The organism is Pseudothauera lacus, assembly GCF_003034845.1.
Classification (GTDB): domain Bacteria; phylum Pseudomonadota; class Gammaproteobacteria; order Burkholderiales; family Rhodocyclaceae; genus Pseudothauera; species Pseudothauera lacus.
In genome coordinates this window covers 16,224-39,740 of record NZ_PZKC01000015.1, presented here as the reverse complement: position 1 = coordinate 39,740, position 23,517 = coordinate 16,224, and the positions used below count along the sequence as shown (strand labels likewise).

The following is a 23,517-nucleotide window of genomic DNA, read 5'->3' as shown; positions in this document are numbered from 1 at the left end:
GAGTGGGAGTTTCAGATGGCAAATCGTGAAGTCGTAGTCCTGAGCGCAGTGCGCTCCGCAATCGGTGCTTTCGGTGGTTCGCTGAGCAGCATCGAGCCCGCCGAGCTTGCCGGTACCGTGATGCGCGAGGCGGTCTCCCGCTCCGGCGTCGACCCCCAGCAGATCAACTACGTCACCGTGGGCAACTGCATCCCCACCGATTCGCGCTACGCCTATGTGCCGCGCGTCGCTTCCATCCAGGCCGGCCTGCCGATGGACTCGGTGGCCATGCAGGTCAACCGCCTGTGCTCCTCCGGCCTGCAGGCCATCGTCTCCACCGCCCAGTCGATCATGCTCGGCGACTGCGAATTCGGCGTCGGCGGCGGCGTCGAAGTGATGTCGCGCGGCGGCTACATGATGCCGGCGCTGCGCTCCGGTGCGCGCATGGGCGACGCCAAGGCCATCGACATGATGGTTTCCGTGCTCACCGACCCCTTCGGCGTTGGCCACATGGGCATCACCGCCGAGAACCTGGCCACCAAGTGGGGCATCAGCCGTGAAGAGCAGGATGCCTTCGCGCTGGAATCCCAGGAGCGTGCCGCGCGCGCCATCGCCGCCGGCTACTTCAAGTCGCAGATCGTCCCCATCGTGCAGCAGACCCGCAAGGGCGAGACGGTGTTCGACACCGACGAGCATCCGCGCATGACCACCCTGGAAGCGCTGGCGAAGATGAAGCCCGCCTTCAAGAAGGACGGCAGCGTGACCGCCGGCAACGCCTCCGGGATCAACGACGGTGCGGCCTTCTTCGTGCTCGCCGACGCTGCCGCGGCGGCCAGTGCCGGCTACAAGCCGATGGCCCGTCTGGTGTCCTACGCCGTCGCCGGCGTGCCCAACGACGTCATGGGCGAAGGCCCCATCCCGGCCTCCAAGCTGGCGCTCAAGCGTGCCGGCCTGAGCCTTGACCAGATGGACGTGATCGAGTCCAACGAAGCCTTCGCCGCGCAGGCGCTGGCCGTGGCCAAGGGCCTGGAACTCGACATGGCCAAGACCAACCCCAACGGCGGTGCCATCGCCCTGGGTCACCCGGTGGGCTGCTCCGGCGCCTTCATTGCCACCAAGGCGGTGTATGAGCTGCAGCGCACCAACGGGCGTTACGCGCTGGTCACCATGTGCATCGGCGGCGGCCAGGGTATTGCGGCGATCTTCGAGCGCATCTGAGCGCCGTTGATCTCAGCCAGAAAAACCCGCTACGGCGGGTTTTTTTTCGCCCTGCCCGGTGTTAGTCCGCATTTCTCACACCCTCACGTCGCGAGGGGGTCGAGGCGCCGCCGTGGTGCGCCGCACGGACTGAGCGGCGCCGAAGGCGTAGCTGACACTACGTCGAGGCGGCGTGAGGGAGTACGGCGTGCCACGGCGAGTGCATCGGCACCCGCAGCAGGGATGGTGTGAGAAATGCGGGCCAGGGGTTGTCCATGCACCACGCCACCGTCCTTGCGGCGTGACGATGCACCGCTTTGGTGCGCCTGCTCGCCGCCAGACCGCAAAACCCCGGCGCGCCGCGGACAGAACCCTGGCACGTTTCTCGCTGTCATTACCCTGTCAGTTTCACCAACCAAGAGGCGGGCCCGGCGTCATGAGCAACAAGACCTTCTACAACGAAATGATCGACGAGGCCGGGCGGGTGCGTCCGCACTACGCCTCCTTTGCCAGCTGGCTGTCGGAGATGCCCGAGGAGCGCATCAGCCAGAAGCGTGCCGAGGCCGACGCGCTGTTCCACCGCCATGGCATCACCTTCGCCGTCTATGGCGAAAACGCCGGCACCGAGCGCCTGATTCCCTTCGACATCGTGCCGCGCATCATCCCCGCCGACGAGTGGGCCATGCTGCAGGCCGGCCTGCGCCAGCGCGTGAAGGCACTGAACCTCTTCATCCACGATGTCTACCACGACCAGAACATCCTCAAGGCCGGGCGCATTCCCGCCGAGCAGGTGCTTAACAACGCCCAGTACCGCAAGGAGATGCAGGGGGTGGATGTTGCCCGCGACCTCTACGCCCACATCGCCGGGGTAGACATCGTGCGTGCCGGCAAGGGCGAGTACTACGTTCTGGAGGACAACCTGCGGGTGCCCTCGGGGGTGTCCTACATGCTGGAGAACCGCAAGATGATGATGCGGCTCTTCCCGCGCCTGTTCTCGCGCTACCGCGTCGCGCCGGTGGACCGCTATCCCGACATCCTGCTCAATACCCTGCGCAGCGTCGCCCCCACCGGGGTGGCCGACCCGACTGTGGTGGTGATGACGCCGGGCGCCTACAACAGCGCCTACTTCGAGCACGCCTTCCTCGCCCAGCAGATGGGCGTGGAACTGGTCGAGGGGCAGGACATGTTCGTACAGGATGACCAGGTCTTCATGCGCACCACGCGCGGGCCTCAGCGTGTGGATGTGATCTACCGCCGCATCGACGACGATTTTCTCGATCCCACCGCCTTCCGCAAGGATTCCGTGCTCGGCGTGCCCGGGCTGCTGCAGGCCTACCGCGCCGGGCGGGTGACGCTGTCGAACGCCATCGGCACCGGCGTTGCCGACGACAAGTCGATCTACCCCTACGTCCCCGACATGGTGCGCTTCTACCTCGACGAAGAGCCCATCCTGCACAACGTGCCGACCTACATGTGCCGCAAGGCCGATGACCTCGCCTACGTGCTCGACAACCTCGCCAAACTGGTGGTGAAGGAAGTGCACGGCGCCGGCGGCTACGGCATGCTGGTCGGCCCCGCCGCCACCAAGGCCGAGGTCGAGGCCTTCCGGCAGATCCTCGTCGCCCATCCCGAGCGCTACATCGCCCAGCCCACGCTGGCGCTGTCGACCTGCCCGACCTTCGTCGATGCCGGCATCGCGCCGCGTCACATCGACCTGCGGCCCTTCGTGCTTTCCGGCGAGGAGGTGCAGCTGGTTGCCGGCGGCCTCACCCGGGTGGCGCTGCGCGAGGGTTCGCTGGTGGTCAACTCGTCGCAGGGCGGCGGGACCAAGGATACCTGGGTGCTGGAAGCCTGAGCGCGGTGCACGCGAGAACACTGGGAGAAACACGATGCTGAGCCGTACCGCCGATCACCTCTACTGGATGGCACGCTACATGGAGCGCGCCGAGAACATCGCCCGCATCCTCGACGTCAATCACCGCATGTCGATGATGCCGCAGTCCGCCGTGCAGCAGGAGCAGGCCTGGGGCGCGACGCTGCGCATCATGGGGCTGGAAGGCGCCTATTACCGCAGCCACGGCGAACTGTCCGCCGACAACGTACTGGCCTTCATGGTCTTCGATGCCGAGAATCCTTCCAGCGTGCGCAACTGCCTGCGCGCGGCGCGCGAGAACGCCCACGCGGTGCGCGGCACGCTGACCTCCGAGCTGTGGGAGACCACCAACGGCACCTGGCTGAAGATGCGCGACTTCACCCCCGAGATGCTGGCCGACTCCGGGGCCGGCGAGTTCTTCGAGTGGGTCAAGTACCGCTCTCACCTGTCGCGCGGGGTCACCATCGGCACCATGCTGCAGGATGAATCACTGCGCTTCATCCGCCTCGGTACCTTCCTCGAACGCGCCGACAACACCGCCCGCATCCTCGACGTCAAATACCAGTTGCTGCTGCCCGCCGGCGAGGTCGAGGGCGGCGCCGCCGACTATCACCAGTGGAGCGCACTGCTGCGCTCGGTGTCGGCCTTCGAGGTGTATCGCAAGGTCTACCGCGACCTCATCACGCCGTCGCGGGTGGCCGAGCTGCTGCTGCTGCGGGTGGACATGCCGCGCTCCATCGCGCGCTGCCTGAAAGAGGTCTATTCCAACCTGCAGGCGGTGGCCAACGACCACTCCGCGGAAACCGAGCGCCGTGCCGGCGAACTGGAGGCGCAACTGCGCTTCGGCCGCATCGACGACATCGTCCGCGACGGCCTGCACAACTACGTCGTGCGCCTGCTCAGCCGCGTGCAGGACCTCGGCAACCGCATCGCCGACGACTTCCTCGTGCCGGTGTCCTGAGAGGGCTTACCAGCCCGGGTTGAGGCGGCGGGCGGCGAGGATCTCTTCGCGGATCGCGCGGTAGTGCTCGAAGCGCCGCGGGTGGATGGCGCCGGCGCTCAGCGCTGCCTGCAGCGCGCAGCCCGGCTCGGCATCGTGCTGGCAGTCGCGGAAGCGGCAATTGCCAAGGTGGGGGCGGAACTCGACGAAACACTCGGCGAGTTCCTCGGGTGCCAGGTGGGCAAGGCCGAAGGCCTGCAGCCCGGGGCTGTCGACCAGCCAGCCGTGGTCGCCGAGGGCGTACAGGCGCGCAAAGGTGGTGGTGTGCTTGCCCGCATCGAGGGCAGTGGAGATCTCCCGCGTGGCCGCGCGGGCCTCGGGGATCAGCGCATTGGTGAGGGTCGATTTGCCCATCCCGGACTGGCCGACGAAGATGCTGCGGCGCCCGTGCAGATGCGCGCGCAGGGCATCGGCGCCATCGATCGCCGCCAGTTCGACGACGCGGTAGCCGAGCGCGGTGAACAGTTCGAGGGATGCGCGCGCCGCCGGCAGGCGCTCGCCGAGGTCGGCCTTGTTGAGGACGATCAGCGCGGCGACGTCCTGCGCCTCGGCCGCGCACAGGCAGCGCGACACCAGCAGGTCGGAGAAGCCCGGCTCGGTGGCGACGACGATCACCACCTGGTCGATGTTGGCGGCGATGAGCTTTTCGCGGAAGGCGTCGGAGCGCCACAGCAGGCTGCGCCGCGGATGAAGGTATTCGATGGCGCCCTGGTCGTCGCCGCGCGGCGCCAGGTCAACCTCGTCACCGCAGGCAAAGACGCTCTTCTTGCCCCGCGGATAGCCCTGCAGGCGGCCCTCGTCGGTGAGGATCTCGTAGTGGCGGCCGAAGGCCGCGGTGATCAGGCCGCGCAACATGCGGCCGCCGGCAGGGCGATGTTTCACTTGAACTTGTAATAGCGGTCGTTGAGATAGCCGGCGATGTGGTGTTCGTCCTCGGGGAAAAGGTCGAGGTCGAGCATTGCCGTACAGGCGGTGAGCTGCTGCTCCAGCGCGCCGGGGGTGCTCACGCGGCGGTCGAAGCGGGTGTAGATCTCGGCGCCGTCCTCGCCGCCGAAACGGCGTGCGTGGCACTCGATGCACATCTCTGCGTGCATGCGCTGGCCGGCGGCGCGGTCCGCGGCGGGGAAGGGGTCGGCGGCGGCCGTGGCGGGCAGCAGCAGGGCCAGCGGGCTGAGCAGGGCGAGGGTTGTGGTGCGCATCATGGGTCGTCTCCTCCTGGGTGCGGGGCGGTGGCTCACGGCGCCGCCTGCAGACGTGCAACGCGCACGGCGGCCGGCGGATGGGAATCGAAGAAGCGCGAATACAGGGGATCGGGGGTAAGCGTGGCAGCGTTGTCGCGGTAGAGCTTCACCAGCGCGCTGACCAGATCGGCGGCGCGGGTCTGGCGCGCGGCATAGCGGTCGGCCTCGAACTCGTGCTTGCGCGACCAGTGGCTGAGCAGCGGCGAGAGCGGAAAGCTGAAGGCGGGCAGGGCGAGGGCGAACAGCGCCAGTGCCGCAGCGGTGCCCGGGGTGTCGACACCGAGGCCGGCGTAGAACCACGGCTGCGCGATCAGCCAGCCCAGCACGGCGAACAGCGCCAGGCTGGTGGCGCCCAGCACGGCGATGCGCTTGACGATGTGGCGGTGGTGGAAATGGCCGAGCTCGTGGGCAAGTACCGCCTCGACCTCTTCCGGGGCGAGCTTGTCGAGCAGGGTGTCGAAGAAGACGATGCGCTTGGCGGCACCGAAGCCGGTGAAGTAGGCGTTGCCGTGCGCCGAGCGCTTCGAGCCGTCCATCACGAACAGGCCGCGGGCGCGGAAACCGCAGCGCTCCAGCAGCGCGTTGACGCGGCTGCGCAGGCTGTCGTCGGCCAGCGGCGTGAAAGTGTTGAACAGCGGGGCGATGAAGGTCGGCCAGATGAGCAGGGCGAGCAGGTTCACCCCCAGCCAGAAGGCCCATACCCACAGCCACCACAGTTCTCCCATCGCGCCCATCAGCCACAGCACCGCGGCCAGCACCGGCAGGCCGATGAGGACGCCGAGGAGGGCTTCGCGGGCAGTGTCGGCGGCATACAGCCGCGGTGTCATGCGGTTGAAGCCGAAGCGCTTCTCGATGCCGAAGGTGCGCAGCAGCGCGAAGGGCAGATCCACCAGCCAGCTCAGCACCGCCAGGGTGGCGAGCATGGCGATGCCGTGGGCGAGACTGTCGTGCGCGAAGGCCGCCAGCCACAGCCCGCTCACCGCCTGCAGGCCGCCGCCGAGGGTGAGGGCGAGGACGAAGAGCACCGAGACCGCCAGTTCGACCAGGCCGATGCGCATCCGTGCCGCGGTGTAGTCCGCCGCCTTGCGGTGCGAGGCGAGGCCGATGGTGGCGGCGAAGGCCGCCGGCACGCTCTCGCGGTGGGCGGCAACATGGCGCATCTGGCGCAGCATCAGCACGGCGCGCAGGGCGCTGCCGGCGAGCAGCACGCAGACGAAGAGGGCGGCAAAGGCGGTGGCGGTCATCGGGGGCGGTCGGGGGGCGGGAGGCAGGACGCTTTCTGTGACACAATCAGCGCCTTCTCGTTTCATTATTGGCCGAACGATTATGGCACAGGATCAGAACCACCTCATCTGGCTGGACATGGAGATGACCGGGCTCGAACCGGATCGCGACCGCATCATCGAAATTGCCGTCGTCATCACCGACAGCCAGCTCAACGTCGTCGCCGAAGCCCCGGTGATTGCCGTCCACCAGCCCGACAGCGTGCTCGACGGCATGGACGAATGGAACCGCAACACCCATGGCAAGTCCGGACTGACCGCCCGTGTGCAGGCGTCCACGGTGGGCGAGGTGGAGGCCGAAGCGCAGATGCTGGCCTTCCTCAAGGAATGGGTGCCGGCGCGCACCTCGCCGATGTGCGGCAACTCGGTGTGCCAGGATCGCCGCTTCATGGCGCGCTACATGCCGCAGCTGGAAGCGTGGTTCCACTACCGCAACCTCGACGTGTCCACCCTCAAGGAACTCGCCAGGCGCTGGCGCCCGGAGGTGTACAAGGGCGTGGAGAAGAAGGGCAAGCATGAGGCCCTGGCCGACATCCACGAATCCATCGCCGAACTGCGCCACTACCGCGACACCTTCCTGCGCCTGTCCTGAGATGGCAAGACTGGGCGTGCTGCTCGCAGCTGTCGTCGCCTGGGCCCGCGCCCGGCGGCGACGCCTGCTGATCATCGCAGGGGTGATCCTGTTCTTCTACCTGCTGGGCTACTTCGCCCCGCAGCAGGGCTCGACGCCGGGGATGTGCCTGATCTACGGCTGACGGTGGTACAGGCGGAAGGTCTCGCGCTGCTTGTCGCCGCCGCGGCTGTGCTCCCACACCGACAGCCATTCCGGCGACAGTGAAGGCGGCTTGCTGCGGCGGTCCTCATGCACCAGCAGCAGCCGGCACGGGCTGCCCTGGGGGCCGACGGCGAGCGGCCGCAGGCCGGCGTAGTAATCCAGCGAAGCGCGCACGCTGGGCGACAGCCCGGTGCTGGCGACACACTCCTCGCTGTACTCGGCCAGGGCCACCTGCAGGGCTTCCACCGCCGGGCGGTAGCTGCGCCCGTGCTGGAACCACGGCATCAGCAGGATCACCGCCAGGCACCACAGCATGGTCATGCCCATCGCCCAGTTTGCCGGGCCGCGTTGCGGCGAACGCGGCAGCTTCCACGCCAGCAGCAGCCACAGCGCGCAGGCCAGGGCGCCGAGCACGGCCTGACGGGCCTCGCCCTGGAGGACGAAATCGGGGCCGTAGCGGGCAACGTGACGCGCCAGCCCGGGGGGCCAGGAAAACACCTGCGCGGTCCATCCCAGCCACACCAGCAGCGCGAACACCGCGAAGGTCATCACCCCGAACCAGTCGAAAGCGTTGGCGGCGCCGCGGCGCAGGCGGGTCACGCCACCGGCGGCGAGCAGGGCCAGCGGCGCGACGAGGGCGAGCAGGGTGCTGACCTCGGGTTCATAGTCGGTCACCAGCCAGATCACCGCCAGCACTGTGGCGGCCAGCGGCAGTTGCACGGGCAGGCTGAACAGGCGCCGGCGGGCGAGCCACAGCGACCACAGCGCGATTGGCCACAGCGGCCAGGTGAACCAGCCGATGTCCTCCACGAAGGGGCGCAGGCGGTCGGCGGGCAGGGCGCCGCCGAAGCTGCCCCAGTCGCTCTCCCACCACAGTGCAAAAAGCTCCGGCTGCTGGTAGTGCAGCGCCAGTGGCCACAGCGCCGCTGCACCCAGCGCGCAGCACAGGGCGAGCAGCAGCGCGCCGCTGATGCGCGGGGTGCGGCACTCCGGGCTGAGCGCGATGACCCCGAAGAGCAGCGGCAAAGTGAGCAGGGCGCCGCCCAGGCCGGCGGCGAGGAAGGCCAGTGCCGCGCCCGCGGCAGCCTGCAGGGCGCCGCCGAGCGGGGCCTGGCCGAGCCGGGCGAGGCCGGCAAGGGTGAGCGCCTGCATCGCCATCAGGGCGATCAGCGGCTGGGCCTGGTGGGCGTGGATGACCAGACCGAGGGTGCCGAGGGTGAGCAGCACCGCCGCCGCCCGTGCCTCGCGGCCATGCAGGGCGGCGGCGGCCTGGGAGATCCAGTACAGGGTGAGGGCGGCGTACAGTGCGGTCGCCAGGCGGGCGCCGTCGTGTGCCGGCAGCGCCCACGAGAACAGCGTCGCCAGCACTGCCGCGGTCCAGTAGTAGAGCGGCGGATACTCGCCCACTGCCTCGCCGGCCAGATGCGGCAGCAACAGGCCTTCGCCCTGCAGCATGGCGAATACCGGGCCGAGGTGGCGGGCATCGTCACCGCGCCAGGGGTCGTGGCCGATCAGCCCGACCAGCAGGTACAGCGCCGCCAGCGCCACCAGGCCGGGGGCGCCGAAGAGCATGCGGGACAGGGTGGTCTGTGGAGCGGTGGACGGAATCATGGGCCAGGGGGCCGGATGTCTGGAGGGCGGATTTTAGCAGCCTGCAGCGCGATGCCGCGCCTGCGGTGAGCCTTGCCGGCGCGCAGGACAACAAAAAAGGCAGCCGGAGCTGCCTTTTTTGACCCTGCGCGGGCAAATCAGCCCAGGCGCTGGACGTTGCCGTACTTCTGACGGAAGCGCTCGACGCGACCGGCGGTATCGACGATCTTCTGCTTGCCGGTGTAGAACGGGTGGCAGGCGGAACACACTTCCACGTGCAGGGCGGGCTTGCCCAGGGTGGAGCGGGTCTCGAAGGTGTTGCCGCAGGAGCAGGTCACCTGAACGGCTTTGTAGTTGGGATGGATGTCCGCTTTCATGGCAGGTCCTTGATGCAGGCGGGCGGTGAATGTGGCCGCCCTGGGTACGGTGGGAAACGCGGGATTATCCCCTACACCCGCGCCCAAGGCAAGGCGTTTCGTATGCCAGCGGCGGCGGGCGCGTTACAATGCGCGCCCATCCATCCGCCCTGTTCCCATCCGTGCGCCTCTTGCTTGCCCCCATGGAAGGTCTGCTCGATCACGCCCTGCGTGAGGTGCTGAGCTGCGCCGGGGGCTACGATCTCGCCGTCACCGAGTTTGCCCGCGTCTCTGCAACGGCCTTGCCGGCGCGTTTCTTCCGCCGCATCAGCCCCGAGCTCGACGCCGGCGGGCGCACCCTCGCCGGTACGCCGGTGCGCGTGCAGCTGCTCGGCAGCGATGCGGCGCTGATGGCCGCCAGCGCGGCGCGTCTGGCAACGCTGGGGCCGGCCGGCATCGACCTCAACTTCGGCTGCCCGGCGCCCACCGTCAACCGCCATCGCGGCGGCGCGGCGCTGCTCGGCGAGCCCGAACTGCTGCACCGCATCGCCGTGGCCGTGCGCGCAGCGATGCCGCAGGGCCTGCCGCTCACCGCCAAGATGCGTCTCGGCATCGACGACTGCGGGCGGGCGCTGGATTGCGCACGCGCGCTTGCCGCTGGCGGCGTCGCCGAACTGGTGGTGCATGCCCGCACCCGCGCCGAAGGCTATCGCCCCCCGGCGCACTGGGAGTGGGTGGGACGCATCGCCGACGTTGTCGACATCCCCGTGGTCGCCAACGGTGAGGTCTGGAGCGAAGCCGACTGGCGGCGCTGCCGCGAGGTCAGTGGCGTCGCCGACGTCATGCTTGGCCGCGGCGCGGTCGCCGACCCCTTCCTCGCCCGCCGCATCCGCGCCGGCGATGCCCTTGGCGGACGCGACCTCGACGCCGCGCGGGCGGCCGAATGGGCGCAGCTGCAGCCCTTGCTGGCGCAGTTCTGGGTGCGCGTGCTGAGCCGCGTCGAAGCCCGCCATGCGCCCGGCCGCCTCAAGCAGTGGGTGGGTCTGCTGCGGCGCAACTACGCACAGGCCGAAGCCCTCTTTGCCGCCCTGCGCACCGTGCGCGGGCTGGCCGAAAGCGAGGCCGTGCTGCGTGCCCACGGCATCCACCCCGAGCGCGGCCTGCTGGCCGCCTGATTGCAGGCCAAGAACATTGAGTTACGCCAATTCGAGTATTCCCACCAGCGCCCAGCAAGGGGTTCATGAACACCTCGCGCGCCTGGTCGAACGCCACCTCCAGCATCCCTTCCGCAAGCCCTGCACCGACTACAACCGTGCCGCCTGCGCGCAGGCCCTCGAAGGCTGGGACGGTCACGCCCCGCTGATCCTCGACGCCGGCTGCGGAGTCGGGCACAGCACCATCCAGCTCGCCCGCGCCCACCCCGACCACTGGGTCATCGGCGTCGACCAGTCCGCCGACCGCCTGAACCGCCGCAAGCCCTATCCGGACGCCCTGATGCCACGCAACATGGTGTTCGTGCGTGCCGACCTGGTCGATTTCTGGCGCCTGCTCGACGAACGCGGCGTGCGACTGGCGCGCCACTACCTGCTCTATCCCAATCCGTGGCCGAAGATCGGCCACCTCGCACGGCGCTGGCACGCGCACCCTGTCTTCCCCTGGCTGCTGCGCCTTGGCGGGGTGCTGGAGTGCCGCAGCAACTGGCAGGTCTATATCGAGGAACTGGCCCTGGCGCTGCGCATCGCCAGTGGGCGCGAGGTGGGCTGGGAGCGTTTCGAGGCCGAGGTGGCGCTGACCCCCTTCGAGCGCAAGTACCGCGATTCCGGCCAGCCCCTGTACCGCCTCCGCTGGGATGTTGACCAAGGCGCTTGCGCTGGGCGTGAGGCTGGGGCACGGTGCACGGATGACACTAGGGAGTACAGCGATGACTGACGACGAAATCCAGGCCCACATCCTCGACGACGAGGCTTTCGACGAACTCGAAGCCTTGTTGGTATCGGATGCGGTGCCCGAGGATTGCATGAACCTCGAAATGCTCGACGGCTATCTCGCCGCCGTGGTCGCCTGCCCGCAGGCGCTGGTCCCGGCGCAATGGCTGCCAGCGGTGTGGAGTGCCCACGACGAGGCGGTCAGTTTCGGATCCGGGCGCCAGATGCAGCAGGCCATCACCCTGGTGCTGCGCTACTACAACGAGCTGGTCGCCACCGTCGGCATCGACGATGGCTGGGAGCCGTTCTGCTATGCCAGCACCGATGGTGACGGGCTGGCGCTCGGCGAGGAATGGATGGCCGGTTTCACCCAGGGCCTGGAGCTGTGGCCGGCGGACTGGGAAAGCCGTGTGCCGGCCGCGGATGCCGATGCCGCGCGCGACGAGATCGCCCGCATGGCGACGCTGTGGGAAGCCCCCGACGCCGACCAGGCCGATGGCGAAACCCGCCTGCAATGGCTGGAGGATGCCGCCGCGGTGGTTGCCGACCTGCGCGCACGCTGGCAGGCCGCCGGCATCGAAGGTCCTGCGCTGGCAGTGATCGAGGCGCCGCAGGGGTCGACTGCCGGGCCGGGGCGCAACGAGCCCTGCCCATGCGGCAGCGGCAAGAAGTTCAAGAAGTGCTGCGGCGCCGAGGACGCTTGAGCAACGCTGCCGGTTCCGATCCGTGCACGCGCTGCGGCGCGTGCTGCGCGGCCTTCCGGGTGGATTTCCACCCCGCCATGCTGGCCAGCCGCGATGCCGCCGGGGTGCCCGATGAACTCACCGTGGCGCTGACCCCGCGCCTGGTGCGCATGCTTGGCACCGATGCCGAGTCGCCGCGCTGCGTGGCCCTCGCCGGGGTGATCGGCGAGGCCGTGGCGTGCACCATCTACGAGCGCCGCCCGCCGCCCTGTCGCGATTTTGCCCCTTATGCCGCGCTCGGCATCGGCGACAGCGGCTGTGAACGCGCGCGCCGTCGCCACGGGCTGCCAGCGCTGTAGCTGCGGGAATATCTTCCGGCAAAATTTATTCCCGTAAAAGTACTTTTTAATCAGTAGTTTAGATGCTTGATTCGGCGCATGGAAACGCTACAATCCGCGCGCCGGGCGTGACGCTCATCGTCTGTTGCGCCGGTGGGGCGGCATCCAGCCGTGCCTCCGGAGCACGCAGGTGCCGGAGGCGTGCGCGGGGAAGAGGCTGCTTCGGGCCGAAAACCTCCTCGTGGCGCCTTCCATGTCCCAGGCCGATTCCATCCCCGCCGACGGCGGCTTCAATCCCTGCATCAGCTGCGGCATCTGCTGCACCCACTTCCGCATCTCCTTCTACTGGGCCGAGGCCGATGATGCCCCCGGCGGCTTCGTTCCCGCGCATCTGACCGAGAAGCTGACCCCCCACCTGCGCTGCATGCAGGGCAGCAACAGCCTGCCGCGGCGCTGCGTCGGCCTCTCCGGTACCGTCGGCGAAGCCGTCGCCTGCACCATCTACGCCAATCGCCCGACGCCATGCCGGGAGTTTCCGGTGTATCTCGAAGACGGCAGCGCCAACCCGCGCTGCGACGAACTGCGCGCCACCATCGGCCTGCCGCCGCTGCCGCCTTTCTATCCGTTGCCGCAGGCTGCCTGAGTCCTGGTCCGCATTTCTCACGCTGTCCCACTGCGGGTGCCGATGCGCCCGCCGTGGCACGCCGTACTCCCTCGTGACGTGTCAGTGTGAGAAATCCGCGTTAGGGCAGTGCGCAGCCCACCGCCGTCAGCACCTGCAGTGGGCCACAGGCACGGATGCTGTCGAGTTGCGCCGGCCGGCGCACGAACAAGGATCCGGCAAAGCCCAGCGCGTTCACCGAAATGTCCTGCCAGTGCTCGGCGCAGCGCGGCACCACCAGCATGCGCTGGCGGTCGATGAGCAGGTTGTAGGGCGGCATCGGGTCCGCTCCGGCATCCATCCCCAGGCTGGCGCAGGCGCCCGCAAAGGCGGTGTGGAGGCGTGCGCCGGCCGCGGCGGGTTGTGACCAGTCCACTTCGCCGAGGGCGACGGTGGCGTGACGAAAGGGCAGAGAGCCGGCAGCGCCGGGCGCGAACGGCCCCAGGCAGGTGTCGTCCGCGGCGCGGGGAATCCACTGCAGATGCTTGTGGCGCTGGCTGGCACCGGCGGCCGTGCCGCCGTTGTAGAAGCCGAGGCCGCCGAGCGGGCCGAGCACGCGGGCGAGGGCGGTGAAATCACCGGCGTCGAGCGGCGCGCTCTGCTCCACGAAGTGGCGGGCGATCACCAGCAGGTGATCGTCGATGACCGGAAACTTGTTCAGCACGGCGAGGTGGTCCGCCCCCAGTTCGCCGACGGTGAGTCCGGCCTCCGGGGGCAGGAAGGGGTTGAAGCCGGGGTCGCGCCGCCCCGCGGCCTGCTCGCGCTGGGCATGCTTGCGCTCCAGGGAGGAGATCCAGCGCACGCTGAAGTGCAGGCCGTGGTCGTCGATCTCCGCCCGCTCGGTGGCAATGGGCTGCAGCGCGCCGCTGCGCAGCGCCGCCTCGCGGCACTGGCGGATGCGGTCGAGCAGGGCGGGCGTGGGGCTGGCGGTGGTGACGGGCATGGCGGTAGGCGGGCGGGTGAGCGACAATGCGCGGCAACTTTGTCATTGTACGTGTGCGCCGCCTGCTGGCGGTGCCGGAGCGAAGCATGTCCCAGACCCTTGCCGTGCGCGGCGATCACATCCAGCTTGATCAACTGCTCAAGACCCTCGCATGGGTCGATTCCGGCGGCGCCGCGCATGCCGCGGTGGAGGCCGGTCTGGTGCGTGTCGACGGCCAGGTGGAGACGCGCAAGCGCGCCAAGCTGCGCCCCGGGCAGCGCGTGGAAATGGGCGCCGAGGCAGTGCTGCTGGTGCGCTGACGGCGCGCCGCGCGTTGCTCAGCCCGGCAGGCGCCGGCTGGCGCGCGCCTGGCGACGGCCGGCGAGGCGCTCCCAGATCCAGCCGCCAGGCAGCTCGGTGCCGGTGAGCACGTAGGCCAGGGTGTGCTCGTTGGCGAGGGTGAGGGCGAGATCGCTGCGTGCGCCAGCGCGGCCGACCAGCAGCAGTTCGTCGCCGGCACGCACGGTAACGTCGCCGCGCGGCATCAGCAGGTGGTCGTCGTCGTCGCGGCGCAGGTAGAGCACCTCGCCGGCGACATACTCGTTGCGGTTGTGCGGCGAGCGCAGCAGGGCGTCCAGGCGGACTTCGCCGTTGCGCATCAGGTGGCGGTACAGCGCCGGCGCGCGGGCAAGGTTGATGCGCTCGCTCCACACCGTCGGCACCTCCCAGCCGAAGCGCCCGGTGAGACGTTTCAGCAGCCATGTGCACCATTCGCCATCGCGCTCCTTCATCTGTTCAAGGAAGGGCACCAGCAGCGGCGTGGACAGGATGGCCAGGCACTCGTGGGCGATGATCTCGCTCGGCACCATGTTGAAATCGGACTCGAAGGCGTCGAAGAGGGCGTGATTGCTGTACTGGTTCTGGCGCAGCACGACGAACAGCTTCGGGTTCAGCTCCCGCGCGGTGACCGCGATGGAGAGGTTGTCGACGTCCGAGCTGGTGCCCGCGACGATGCCCGCGGCGCGCTCCACGCCCGCCTCGCCGAGCACCCCGGCGCCGGTGGCGTCGCCCTGGACCCAGCGGTGGGTGAAGTCCTCCGGGGGGTGGCGGTCGATGATCGTGACCGGCACCGATTCGTCGTCCATGGCCTGCACCAGCAGGCGGCCGAGGCGTCCGTGGCCGCACAGGATCCACGCCCCGCGCGGCGGCTCGCGGTGGTGTTCGAGGGTGGTGCCGGGCAGGCCGGTGAGCCAGGCGAGCAACTGCCAGCCGGCGGGCAGCTGCAGTGCCAGGCGCAGATAGTCGCCGAACTTCTCGAAGGGGTTGATGATGTGGCGGGTGCCGAAGGAGGCCATGTTGGCCGCCGTCTCCGGGGTTTCCGCACGGCACAGGGCGGGCAGGCGGGGAGCCAGCAGGCGGGCGGCGATGGCGATGGCGAGATTGACGCTGTCGTCGTTGGTGAGCGCGATGACGCCGGCGCAGTGCGGGCTGGTGAGGCCGGCAAAGCGCAGGGTTTCGGGGTTCGAGGCATCGGCGGCAAGCGCCGGAACGTCGGCGATGAAGCTGTGCAGGTCGATGTCGCCGACCTTGATCTCGTCGATTTCCACCACCACCGCACGGTGGCCCATGCGGTCGAGCGCGCTGCAGATCAGGCGGCCGGTCTCGCCGTAGCCGCAGACCAGGTAGAAGGGTTCGCGCAGGCGGCGCACTGCACGCACGAAGCGCTGGGTGTGGATGGCCTGCTGCAGGCTGCGGTCGCCGAGGAGGGCGAACAGCGTGCCGAGGGTGTAGGTCCAGCCGATCACCGACATGTAGATCGAGATGGTCACCCACAGGCGCTGCTGGTCGGAGAAGTCGTAGAGGATCTCGCCGAAGCCGATGGTGGTGGCGGTGTAGCTGATGAAGTAGAAGGCGTGGAAGAAGCTCAGGTAATGGACATTGCCCTCGGCATCGACGCCGGGTGCCAGGGTCAGCCCCAGCACCGACACCGCGATGATGCTGATCAGCAGGATCAGCGGCGCGCGCAGGCGCCGCATGATCAGGAAGAAGATGCTGTGGTGGCGCGCCAGCGGCGTCATCGCCCTCTCCGCGCGCGTCTCAGCGGCGCTGCATGATGGTCTCGGCGATCAGGATGATCACCGAAATGCCGTTGGCGAGCAGCGCCCCGCCGGACAGCGAGACCACCTTGGCGGTCATCTCGGGGGTCAGGCCGGCGGCCGAGATGTGGGCGGCGTAGCCCCACACCATGGCCGCGGCGATCAGCTGCAGGTCGGCGACCAGGCTGGTGGACAGATGCACCGCGCCGATCTGCGTGCGGTCGCCGAACTTCAGCACGGTGGCGATCAGGCTGACCACGATGGCGGCGAAGAGCTCGTAGATGTCGTGATGGGCGGGGTTGTCGATGTCGCCGATGAAGAAACCGAAGTTCAGCGTCGCGGCGAGGACGATGAAGAAACCGAAGATGACCTTTTCCAGATTCACGATGATGTCTCTGCTGGCGATTGATGGAGAGTGCCGGTGGCGGATTCAGCGTTCGTGCAGTTCGCCATCGACATACAGCCACTGGCCGTCCTCGCGCACGAAGCGGCTGGTCTCGTGCAGGCGGCTGGCGCGCCCGCCGATGCGGCAGCGCGCAACGAACTCCACGATGGCATGATCGGCGTCGATCTGGCGGTGGTCAACAACCTGCAGGCCGATCCACTTCGGCGCCGCGCCTTCGTCGGCTTCCAGTGTCGCCGGCCGCGTGGAAGGGTGCCAGCTCGCCAGCAGCCAGTCGCCCAGGCCAAGGGCAAAGGCGCTGTAGCGGCTGCGCATCAGCGCCTCGGCGCTGGCCGGCGGGCGTTCGCCGGTGTGGGCGGGCTGGCAGCAGGCGGAATAGGGGTGGTCGGACTGGCAGGGGCAGGGCAGGGCGGCAGGGCGGGGCATCGGCATGGCAGCAGTTTGTTGCGCTTGTGCACATCTTAAACGCTGGCGCCCTTGTTACACTTGCGCTTTCCACAGCCACCCGGCGCGGGCGGCTGTCTCCACCTGTGCCAGTGTTCCATGACCCCGCAGACCCAAGACCGCCTCAAACACGTCCGCCGCTATCTCCTTGTCGGTCTGCTTACCGCCGCACCGCTGTGGGTGACCTGGCTGGTTTTCGACTTCATCTTCTCGCAGCTCTCCAAGATGGGCACCCCCTGGGTGGTGGCCTTCGCGCGCGCGGTGCGCGGGGTCTCGCCCTCGCTCGCCGACATCCTGCTGCAGCCGCTGTTCCAGTCCTTCCTGGGCCTCATCGTCACCGTGCTGGTGATCTACGCGCTGGGCTGGATGGCCACCCAGGTGATCGGCCAGCGCATCATCAGCTGGCTGGAGCGGGTGGTGCAGAACATCCCGCTGGTGGCCGCCATCTACGGCGGCACCAAGCGCTTTCTTGCCGCGGTAAAGGAGAAGCCCTCGGGCGTGCAGCGCGTCGTGCTGATCAGCTTCCCGACCGCGGAGATGAAGGCCGTGGGTTTCGTCACCAAGGTCATCCGCGACGAGGTCAGCGGGCAGGAACTGGCCGCCGTATACGTACCCACCTCGCCCAACCCGACCTCCGGCTACATCGAGATCGTGCCGGTGTCGCAGGTGGTGTCCACCGACTGGACGATGGACGAGGCGATGAGCTTCGTGATGACCGGCGGCGCCACCTCGCCCGACCGCATCCGCTTCAGCAACCCCCCGGCGCCCTTTGCGCCGGTGGCTGGCGTTGAACCGGGGGGGCAGCCCGCCGCAGACCCATCCCCACCCCAGCCCTCCCCTTGAAGGGGAGGGGGCGCCCAGGCTCAAGCTTCGCCCGGCGCGGGGGGCAGCCTCACCCCAGGATCTCGCGCAGCACGTAGGGCAGGATGCCGCCGTGGCGGTAGTAATCGACCTCGATCGGGGTGTCGATGCGGCACAGCACCGCCACTTCGCGCCGCTTGCCGTCGCTGCCGTGGATCACCAGGGTGAGGTCCTGCTGCGGCTGCAGGTCGGCCGAAACGCCGAGCACGTCGAAGCGCTCGCTGCCGTCCAGCCCCAGCTTCTGCCAGCTGTCCTCGCCCTTGAACTGCAGCGGCAGCACGCCCATGCCGACCAGGTTGGAGCGGTGGATGCGCTCGAAGCTCTTCGCCACCACCGCGCGCACGCCGAGCAGTGCCGTGCCCTTGGCCGCCCAGTCGCGGCTGGAGCCGGTGCCGTATTCCTCGCCGGCGAAGACGATGGTCGGGGTGCCGTGCTTCTGCCAGGCCATTGCCGCCTCATGCACGGTGAGCTGCCTGCCATCCATCAGGGTGTAGCCGCCCTCCACGCGTGAGCCGTCCGCACGCGGCGGGATCATCAGGTTCTTCACCCGCACGTTGGCGAAGGTGCCGCGCACCATCACGTCGTGGTGGCCGCGCCGCGAACCGTAGGAGTTGAAGTCGGCGCGCGCCACGTCGTGCGACTTCAACCACTTGCCGGCGGGCGTGGCTTCGCCGAAGGAGCCCGCGGGGGAGATGTGGTCGGTGGTCACCGAATCGCCGAGCAGCAGCAGGGTGCGGGCGCCCCTGATGTCGCCGATGCCGCCGGGCTGCATGGCAAAGCCGTCGAAGAAGGGCGGGCGGGCGATGTAGGTGGAGGCCGGCCAGTCATAGACCTGGCCTGCTGGCGCCGGAATCGCGTTCCACAGGTCGTGGTCGCGGGTGAAATCGGCATACAGGCGGCGGTAGGTGGCCGGATCGGTGGCAAAGGGCATCAGCGCCTCGATCTCCTCCGAACTCGGCCAGATGTCGCGCAGATAGACGTGATGGCCGTCGTCCCCGAGGCCGAGCGGTTCGTTGGCCAGGTCCGCGTTGGCCCGCCCGACGATGGCGAAAGCCACCACCAGCGGTGGCGAGGCGAGGAAGTTGGCGCGCAGGTTGGGGTGGATGCGGGCCTCGAAGTTGCGGTTGCCGGAGAGCACCGCGGCGGCGACCACCTTGTTTTCGGCAATCGCCGCGTTGAGTTCGGGGGCGAGGTCGCCGGCGTTGCCGATACAGGTGGTGCAGCCGTAGCCCGCCAGCGCAAAGCCGAGCCGGGCCAGCGGTTCGAGCAGTCCGGCGCGTTCCAGGTAATCGGTGACCACGCGCGAACCGGGCGCCAGCGAGGTCTTGATGTGCGGCGCCACCTTCAGGCCGCGCGCCACTGCCTTTTTCGCCAGCAGGCCGGCGGCGATCAGCACCGCCGGGTTGCTGGTGTTGGTGCATGAGGTGATCGCCGCGATCAGCACGTCGCCATGCCCCAGGGTGACGCCCGGCAGGGCGGTGGGAAAGCGCGTGCACAGCGAAGCCTCGGGGACGCCGAAACCGTCGTCCACCTCGGGGGTCTCCAGCAGGCGGTTGAAGGTGGCTTCCATGTCGTCGAGGGCGATGCGGTCCTGCGGGCGCTTCGGGCCGGCGAGCGAGGGCGTCACGCTGTCGAGATCCAGGGTGAGCGTGCGCGTGTAGTCGATCTCCCCGGCGCGCGGGATGCCGAACAGCCCCTGGGCGCGGAACCAGGCTTCGAAGAGCTCGCAGTCCTCCTCGCTGCGCCCGGTGTTGCGCATGTAGGCCACCGTCTTCTCATCCACCGGGAAGAAGCCCATCGTCGCGCCGTACTCCGGGGCCATGTTGGCCAGCGTGGCGCGGTCGGTCACCGACAGGCTGGCGGTGCCTTCTCCGCAGAACTCGACGAACTTGCCCACCACCTTCTCGCGGCGCAGCATCTCGGTGACGGTGAGCACCAGATCGGTGGCGGTGACGCCTTCGCGCAGTGCGCCCTTGAGTTCCACTCCGATCACGTCCGGGGTGAGGAAATACACCGGCTGGCCGAGCATCGCCGCTTCCGCCTCGATGCCACCCACCCCCCAGCCCACCACGCCGACGCCGTTGATCATGGTGGTGTGCGAATCGGTGCCGACCAGGGTATCCGGGTAGCACAGCTCGCCCGCCGGCGTGCTTTCGCGGCGTACGCCGCGGAACAGGTATTCCAGGTTCACCTGGTGCACGATGCCGATGCCCGGCGGCACCACCCTGAAGGTGTCGAAGGCCTGCATGCCCCACTTCATGAACTGGTAGCGCTCGCGGTTGCGCTGGAACTCCAGTTCCATGTTCTGGCGCAGCGCCAGTGGCGTGCCGTAGTGGTCCACCTGTACGGAGTGGTCGACCACCAGATCCACCGGCACCAGCGGTTCGATCTTCTTCGGGTCGTGTCCCATCTCGGCGGCAACGTTGCGCATCGCCGCCAGATCGGCGAGCAGCGGCACGCCGGTGAAATCCTGCAGCACCACGCGCGCCACCACGAAGGGAATCTCCGCCGTGCGCGGCGCATCGGGCTGCCAGGCGGCGAGCTCGCGCACATGTTCGGTGGTGATCTTGCGCCCGTCACAGTGGCGCAGCACCGCTTCAAGGACGATGCGCAGCGACACCGGCAGGCGGGAGACGCGGCCCAGGCCTGCCGCCTCAAGCACCGCCAGGTCATGGAACAGCAGCTGACGCCCGGAGGGCGTGGCGAAGGACTTCAGCGAGTCGAACGGATGAGCAGCCATGGCGATCCTCCTGTCCGTGCTGGCGCAAGGCATCTGCGCCGGTGCAGGTTCCGACAGCGCGCCGTGGCGGGGTGTTCCCTGGCGGGGCGCGCAGCTTCGGGGCGGTACTTGGATTTGTAGTGCATGACGGGCGCTTTGGCGACATCGGCGACAGAAAAAAGAGGCTGCTCGCTGATGCGCGCGGGCTGTCCGGCGCGTAGAATCCGACCCTGATCGTACCCGTGTTGCTGCGTTGCACCGCAAGTCTTATAAAAGACATATAATCCAAGTCAGCAGCCTCCGGGTCTGCCCGGATCATTCCCTGTCACCGTCACGAAAAAGGAAGGAAGTCGCCGTGCTTGAAGCCTACCGTGCCCATGCAGCCGAGCGTGCCGCCCTCGGCATCCCCGCCCTCCCGCTCAACAAGCAGCAGACCCTCGACCTGGTCGAACTGCTGAAGAACCCGCCCGCCGGCGAAGAAGCCTTCCTGGTCGAACTGCTCACCCACCGCGTGCCCGCCGGCGTGGACGACGCCGCCAAGGTCAAGGCCGAGTTCCTCGCCAAGGTCGCCAAGGGCGAAGAAGCCTGTGGCCTGGTGTCGCGTGCCAAGGCCACCGAACTGCTCGGCACCATGCTGGGTGGCTTCAACATCAAGCCGATGATCGACCTGCTCGGTGACGCCGAAGTGGGCGCCATCGCCGCCGAGGGCCTGAAAAAGACCCTGCTGATGTTCGACTACTTCCACGACGTCAAGGAACTGGCCGAGAAGGGCAACGCCAACGCCAAGGCCGTGATGCAGTCCTGGGCCGACGCCGAGTGGTTCACCAGCCGCCCGGAAGTGCCGGCTTCGCAGAAGCTGACCGTGTTCAAGGTCACTGGCGAAACCAACACCGACGACCTCTCCCCCGCGCCGGACGCCTGGTCCCGCCCGGACATCCCGCTGCATGCGCTGGCCATGCTGAAGAACCCGCGTCCGGGCATCACCCCGGAAGAGCCGGGCGTGCGTGGCCCGGTCAAGTTCCTCGAAGAACTGCGCGCCAAGGGCAACCTGGTGGCCTACGTCGGTGACGTGGTCGGTACCGGTTCCTCGCGCAAGTCCGCCACCAACTCGGTGCTGTGGTTCACCGGCGAAGACATCCCCTTCGTGCCGAACAAGCGCTTCGGCGGCGTGTGCCTGGGCTCCAAGATCGCCCCGATCTTCTTCAACACCATGGAAGACGCCGGCGCGCTGCCGATCGAGATCGACGCCGGCCAGATGGACATGGGCGACGAGATCGAGCTCAAGGTCGACGCCGCCTCCGGCAAGGTCAGCGCGCTGAAGAACGGCGCCGTGATCGCCGAGAGCCAGCTCAAGACCCTGGTGATCCTCGACGAAGTGCGCGCCGGTGGCCGCATTCCGCTGATCATCGGCCGCGGCCTCACCGCCAAGGCGCGTGAAGCGCTGGGCCTGCCGCCCTCCACGCTGTTCCGCCTGCCGCAAAACCCCGCCGACACCGGCAAGGGCTTCTCGCTGGCGCAGAAGATGGTCGGCCGCGCCTGCGGTCTGCCGGAAGGTCAGGGCATCCGTCCGGGCACCTACTGCGAACCCAAGATGACCACCGTCGGCAGCCAGGACACCACCGGCCCGATGACCCGCGACGAACTCAAGGACCTCGCCTGCCTCGGCTTCTCCGCCGACCTGGTGATGCAGTCCTTCTGCCACACCGCGGCCTACCCGAAGCTGGTCGACGTGCGCATGCACCGCGAGCTGCCGTCCTTCATCTCCACCCGCGGCGGCGTCAGCCTGCGCCCGGGCGACGGCGTCATCCACTCCTGGCTCAACCGCCTGCTGCTGCCCGACACCGTCGGCACCGGCGGCGACAGCCACACCCGCTTCCCGATCGGCATCTCCTTCCCGGCCGGCTCCGGCCTGGTCGCCTTTGCCGCCGCCACCGGCGTGATGCCGCTGGACATGCCGGAATCCGTGCTGGTGCGTTTCAAGGGCAAGCTGCAGCCCGGCGTCACCCTGCGTGACCTGGTCAACGCCATCCCCTACTACGCCATCAAGCAGGGCCTGCTCACCGTCGAGAAGAAGGGCAAGAAGAACATCTTCTCCGGCCGCGTGCTGGAAATCGAAGGCCTGCCGGACCTGAAGGTGGAACAAGCCTTCGAACTCTCCGACGCCGCCGCCGAACGTTCCGCCGCCGCCTGCTCGGTGCACCTGGATAAAGAGCCGATCATCGAGTACATGCGCTCGAACATCACCCTGATGAAGTGGATGATCGCCAACGGCTACGAAGACAAGCGCACCCTGGGCCGCCGTATCAAGGCCATGGAAGCCTGGATCGCCGATCCCAAGCTGCTGAAGGCCGACGCCGATGCCGAATACGCCGCCGTGATCGAAATCGATCTGGCCGACGTCAAGGAACCCATCGTCGCCTGCCCGAACGACCCGGACGACGTCAAGCTGCTCTCCGAAGTCGCCGGCGACAAGATCGACGAAGTCTTCATCGGCTCGTGCATGACCAACATCGGCCACTTCCGCGCTGCCGGCAAGGTGCTGGACGGCAAGTCCGACATCCCGACCCGCCTGTGGATCGCCCCGCCCACCAAGATGGACGCGATGATCCTCAACGAGGAAGGCTACTACGGCGTGCTCGGCAAGTCCGGCGCCCGCATGGAAATGCCCGGTTGCTCGCTGTGCATGGGCAACCAGGCGCAGATCCGCAAGGGCAGCACCGCCATGTCCACCTCCACCCGCAACTTCCCGAACCGCCTGGGCATCGACACCCGCGTGTACCTCGGCTCTGCCGAACTGGCCGCCGTGTGCGCGCTGATGGGCAAGATCCCCTCCGTGGCCGAGTACATGGAGCAGGTCGAGGTGGTCAACAAGAAGGCCGGCGACATCTACCGCTACATGAACTTCGACCAGATCGAAGAGTTCAAGAGCGTCGCCGACACGGTTGAAGTTTGAGGTAGGGAGACAGGGCGAGGCGCCGACGTAGCGCCACCCACCCGTAGCAAGACGCCCCCGTCCGGGAAACCGGGCGGGGGCGTTGTTTTTGGAGGGGGCGGGTGGTCGGCCTCAGCAGCCTATCGGTTCCCGCTTTGATATAGTCTGCAATCTGCATGAAGCCGTCCTTCGGATGGTCACTTTAATTTGCATAATCGCAGAATGTTTCGAACGCTGAC

The 23,517-nt window shown here is 68.3% G+C and carries 23 protein-coding genes; 13 read left to right on the top strand and 10 right to left on the bottom strand.

Features of this window, described 5'->3' with window-relative positions:
- The first annotated feature begins 15 nt into the window (after positions 1–15).
- The 3 genes from C8261_RS15395 to C8261_RS15385 all read left to right on the top strand — a co-directional run bounded on the left by C8261_RS15395 (position 16) and on the right by C8261_RS15385 (position 4,010).
- Entirely contained in the window at positions 16–1,197 is a 1,182-nt protein-coding gene (locus C8261_RS15395; protein WP_107494615.1) for an acetyl-CoA C-acyltransferase family protein, read from the top strand.
- 415 nt (positions 1,198–1,612) lie between these two features.
- Positions 1,613–3,031: a circularly permuted type 2 ATP-grasp protein gene (locus tag C8261_RS15390; protein WP_107494614.1), complete on the top strand. Its 1,419-nt coding sequence runs from the start codon at positions 1,613–1,615 to the stop codon at positions 3,029–3,031.
- A 34-nt stretch (positions 3,032–3,065) separates the two neighbouring features.
- Positions 3,066–4,010: an alpha-E domain-containing protein gene (locus tag C8261_RS15385; RefSeq protein WP_107494613.1), complete on the top strand. Its 945-nt coding sequence runs from the start codon at positions 3,066–3,068 to the stop codon at positions 4,008–4,010.
- A gap of 6 nt (positions 4,011–4,016) precedes the next feature.
- Here C8261_RS15385 and rsgA read toward each other — a convergent pair whose 3' ends face one another.
- The 3 genes from rsgA to C8261_RS15370 are packed head-to-tail and all read right to left on the bottom strand — an operon-like array spanning position 4,017 to position 6,534.
- On the bottom strand, positions 4,017–4,904 hold the full coding sequence (rsgA, locus tag C8261_RS15380; RefSeq protein ID WP_181358969.1) for a ribosome small subunit-dependent GTPase A: 888 nt from the start codon (positions 4,902–4,904) through the stop codon (positions 4,017–4,019).
- A gap of 23 nt (positions 4,905–4,927) precedes the next feature.
- A complete protein-coding gene (locus tag C8261_RS15375) occupies positions 4,928–5,251 on the bottom strand; it encodes a hypothetical protein (RefSeq protein ID WP_107494612.1) in 324 nt (107 codons plus the stop codon).
- A gap of 32 nt (positions 5,252–5,283) precedes the next feature.
- Positions 5,284–6,534: a M48 family metallopeptidase gene (locus tag C8261_RS15370; protein ID WP_107494611.1), complete on the bottom strand. Its 1,251-nt coding sequence runs from the start codon at positions 6,532–6,534 to the stop codon at positions 5,284–5,286.
- A gap of 82 nt (positions 6,535–6,616) precedes the next feature.
- On the opposite strand from C8261_RS15370, the gene orn reads away from it, so the two are divergent.
- A complete protein-coding gene (orn, locus tag C8261_RS15365; RefSeq protein ID WP_107494610.1) occupies positions 6,617–7,165 on the top strand; it encodes an oligoribonuclease in 549 nt (182 codons plus the stop codon).
- A 1-nt stretch (position 7,166) separates the two neighbouring features.
- Complete coding sequence (locus C8261_RS17360; protein ID WP_181358968.1) at positions 7,167–7,328, top strand: hypothetical protein; 162 nt, start codon at positions 7,167–7,169, stop codon at positions 7,326–7,328.
- Here C8261_RS17360 and C8261_RS15360 read toward each other — a convergent pair.
- On the bottom strand, positions 7,319–8,959 hold the full coding sequence (locus C8261_RS15360) for a hypothetical protein (RefSeq protein ID WP_107494609.1): 1,641 nt from the start codon (positions 8,957–8,959) through the stop codon (positions 7,319–7,321). The genes C8261_RS17360 and C8261_RS15360 overlap by 10 nt on opposite strands.
- Before the next feature lie 137 nt (positions 8,960–9,096).
- A complete protein-coding gene (gene rpmE / locus C8261_RS15355) occupies positions 9,097–9,315 on the bottom strand; it encodes a 50S ribosomal protein L31 (RefSeq protein ID WP_107494608.1) in 219 nt (72 codons plus the stop codon).
- Between the two features lie 161 nt (positions 9,316–9,476).
- On the opposite strand from rpmE, the gene C8261_RS15350 reads away from it, so the two are divergent.
- From C8261_RS15350 to C8261_RS15330, 5 genes are all read left to right on the top strand, one after another.
- Positions 9,477–10,469 (top strand): tRNA dihydrouridine synthase, encoded by a 993-nt coding sequence (locus C8261_RS15350; RefSeq protein WP_181358967.1) that lies wholly within the window; start codon positions 9,477–9,479, stop codon positions 10,467–10,469.
- Between the two features lie 16 nt (positions 10,470–10,485).
- On the top strand, positions 10,486–11,223 hold the full coding sequence (gene trmB, locus C8261_RS15345) for a tRNA (guanine(46)-N(7))-methyltransferase TrmB (protein WP_107494606.1): 738 nt from the start codon (positions 10,486–10,488) through the stop codon (positions 11,221–11,223).
- The gene (locus tag C8261_RS15340; protein ID WP_181358966.1) at positions 11,216–11,923 is read left to right on the top strand and encodes a UPF0149 family protein; all 708 of its coding nucleotides are present in this window, start codon (positions 11,216–11,218) and stop codon (positions 11,921–11,923) included. The genes trmB and C8261_RS15340 overlap by 8 nt, the downstream gene beginning before the upstream one ends.
- Positions 11,920–12,261, top strand: coding sequence for a YkgJ family cysteine cluster protein (locus tag C8261_RS15335; RefSeq protein WP_235864945.1), 342 nt, complete (start codon positions 11,920–11,922; stop codon positions 12,259–12,261). The genes C8261_RS15340 and C8261_RS15335 overlap by 4 nt, the downstream gene beginning before the upstream one ends.
- A 232-nt stretch (positions 12,262–12,493) precedes the next feature.
- Positions 12,494–12,883 (top strand): YkgJ family cysteine cluster protein, encoded by a 390-nt coding sequence (locus C8261_RS15330; protein WP_107494603.1) that lies wholly within the window; start codon positions 12,494–12,496, stop codon positions 12,881–12,883.
- Between the two features lie 100 nt (positions 12,884–12,983).
- Here C8261_RS15330 and C8261_RS15325 read toward each other — a convergent pair whose 3' ends face one another.
- Entirely contained in the window at positions 12,984–13,844 is an 861-nt protein-coding gene (locus C8261_RS15325) for an ATP adenylyltransferase family protein (protein ID WP_107494632.1), read from the bottom strand.
- 86 nt (positions 13,845–13,930) lie between these two features.
- Between C8261_RS15325 and C8261_RS15320 the strand changes: the two genes are divergently transcribed.
- The gene (locus tag C8261_RS15320; RefSeq protein WP_107494631.1) at positions 13,931–14,143 is read left to right on the top strand and encodes an RNA-binding S4 domain-containing protein; all 213 of its coding nucleotides are present in this window, start codon (positions 13,931–13,933) and stop codon (positions 14,141–14,143) included.
- 18 nt (positions 14,144–14,161) lie between these two features.
- On the opposite strand, the gene C8261_RS15315 is transcribed toward C8261_RS15320, so the two are convergent.
- From C8261_RS15315 to C8261_RS15305, 3 genes are read right to left on the bottom strand one after another with little or no spacing between them, the layout of a single operon-like run.
- On the bottom strand, positions 14,162–15,901 hold the full coding sequence (locus tag C8261_RS15315; RefSeq protein ID WP_107494602.1) for a potassium channel family protein: 1,740 nt from the start codon (positions 15,899–15,901) through the stop codon (positions 14,162–14,164).
- A 19-nt stretch (positions 15,902–15,920) separates the two neighbouring features.
- Positions 15,921–16,304: a DUF6394 family protein gene (locus C8261_RS15310; RefSeq protein ID WP_107494601.1), complete on the bottom strand. Its 384-nt coding sequence runs from the start codon at positions 16,302–16,304 to the stop codon at positions 15,921–15,923.
- Between the two features lie 45 nt (positions 16,305–16,349).
- A complete protein-coding gene (locus tag C8261_RS15305; RefSeq protein WP_408003227.1) occupies positions 16,350–16,754 on the bottom strand; it encodes a YchJ family protein in 405 nt (134 codons plus the stop codon).
- Between the two features lie 111 nt (positions 16,755–16,865).
- Between C8261_RS15305 and C8261_RS15300 the strand changes: the two genes are divergently transcribed.
- On the top strand, positions 16,866–17,609 hold the full coding sequence (locus C8261_RS15300) for a DUF502 domain-containing protein (RefSeq protein WP_107494600.1): 744 nt from the start codon (positions 16,866–16,868) through the stop codon (positions 17,607–17,609).
- Between the two features lie 49 nt (positions 17,610–17,658).
- Here the strand turns inward: C8261_RS15300 and acnA are convergent, their stop codons facing one another.
- The gene (gene acnA / locus C8261_RS15295) at positions 17,659–20,367 is read right to left on the bottom strand and encodes an aconitate hydratase AcnA (RefSeq protein ID WP_107494599.1); all 2,709 of its coding nucleotides are present in this window, start codon (positions 20,365–20,367) and stop codon (positions 17,659–17,661) included.
- A gap of 334 nt (positions 20,368–20,701) precedes the next feature.
- On the opposite strand from acnA, the gene C8261_RS15290 reads away from it, so the two are divergent.
- A complete protein-coding gene (locus C8261_RS15290; protein WP_107494598.1) occupies positions 20,702–23,299 on the top strand; it encodes a bifunctional aconitate hydratase 2/2-methylisocitrate dehydratase in 2,598 nt (865 codons plus the stop codon).
- Positions 23,300–23,517: the final 218 nt, after the last annotated feature.

Bases quoted from the DNA above. Each gene is read 5' to 3' on its own strand.
- rpmE (WP_107494608.1), bottom strand. From the start codon at position 9,315: ATGAAAGCGGACATCCATCCCAACTACAAAGCCGTTCAGGTGACCTGC.
- C8261_RS15360 (WP_107494609.1), bottom strand. From the start codon at position 8,959: ATGATTCCGTCCACCGCTCCACAGACCACCCTGTCCCGCATGCTCTTC.
- acnA (WP_107494599.1), bottom strand. From the start codon at position 20,367: ATGGCTGCTCATCCGTTCGACTCGCTGAAGTCCTTCGCCACGCCCTCC.
- C8261_RS15340 (WP_181358966.1), top strand. From the start codon at position 11,216: ATGACTGACGACGAAATCCAGGCCCACATCCTCGACGACGAGGCTTTC.
- C8261_RS15315 (WP_107494602.1), bottom strand. From the start codon at position 15,901: ATGACGCCGCTGGCGCGCCACCACAGCATCTTCTTCCTGATCATGCGG.
- C8261_RS15395 (WP_107494615.1), top strand. From the start codon at position 16: ATGGCAAATCGTGAAGTCGTAGTCCTGAGCGCAGTGCGCTCCGCAATC.
- C8261_RS15300 (WP_107494600.1), top strand. From the start codon at position 16,866: ATGACCCCGCAGACCCAAGACCGCCTCAAACACGTCCGCCGCTATCTC.
- C8261_RS15385 (WP_107494613.1), top strand. From the start codon at position 3,066: ATGCTGAGCCGTACCGCCGATCACCTCTACTGGATGGCACGCTACATG.
- rsgA (WP_181358969.1), bottom strand. From the start codon at position 4,904: ATGTTGCGCGGCCTGATCACCGCGGCCTTCGGCCGCCACTACGAGATC.
- C8261_RS17360 (WP_181358968.1), top strand. From the start codon at position 7,167: ATGGCAAGACTGGGCGTGCTGCTCGCAGCTGTCGTCGCCTGGGCCCGC.
- C8261_RS15305 (WP_408003227.1), bottom strand. From the start codon at position 16,754: ATGCCGATGCCCCGCCCTGCCGCCCTGCCCTGCCCCTGCCAGTCCGAC.
- C8261_RS15370 (WP_107494611.1), bottom strand. From the start codon at position 6,534: ATGACCGCCACCGCCTTTGCCGCCCTCTTCGTCTGCGTGCTGCTCGCC.
- C8261_RS15325 (WP_107494632.1), bottom strand. From the start codon at position 13,844: ATGCCCGTCACCACCGCCAGCCCCACGCCCGCCCTGCTCGACCGCATC.
- C8261_RS15390 (WP_107494614.1), top strand. From the start codon at position 1,613: ATGAGCAACAAGACCTTCTACAACGAAATGATCGACGAGGCCGGGCGG.
- C8261_RS15320 (WP_107494631.1), top strand. From the start codon at position 13,931: ATGTCCCAGACCCTTGCCGTGCGCGGCGATCACATCCAGCTTGATCAA.
- C8261_RS15330 (WP_107494603.1), top strand. From the start codon at position 12,494: ATGTCCCAGGCCGATTCCATCCCCGCCGACGGCGGCTTCAATCCCTGC.
- C8261_RS15375 (WP_107494612.1), bottom strand. From the start codon at position 5,251: ATGATGCGCACCACAACCCTCGCCCTGCTCAGCCCGCTGGCCCTGCTG.
- orn (WP_107494610.1), top strand. From the start codon at position 6,617: ATGGCACAGGATCAGAACCACCTCATCTGGCTGGACATGGAGATGACC.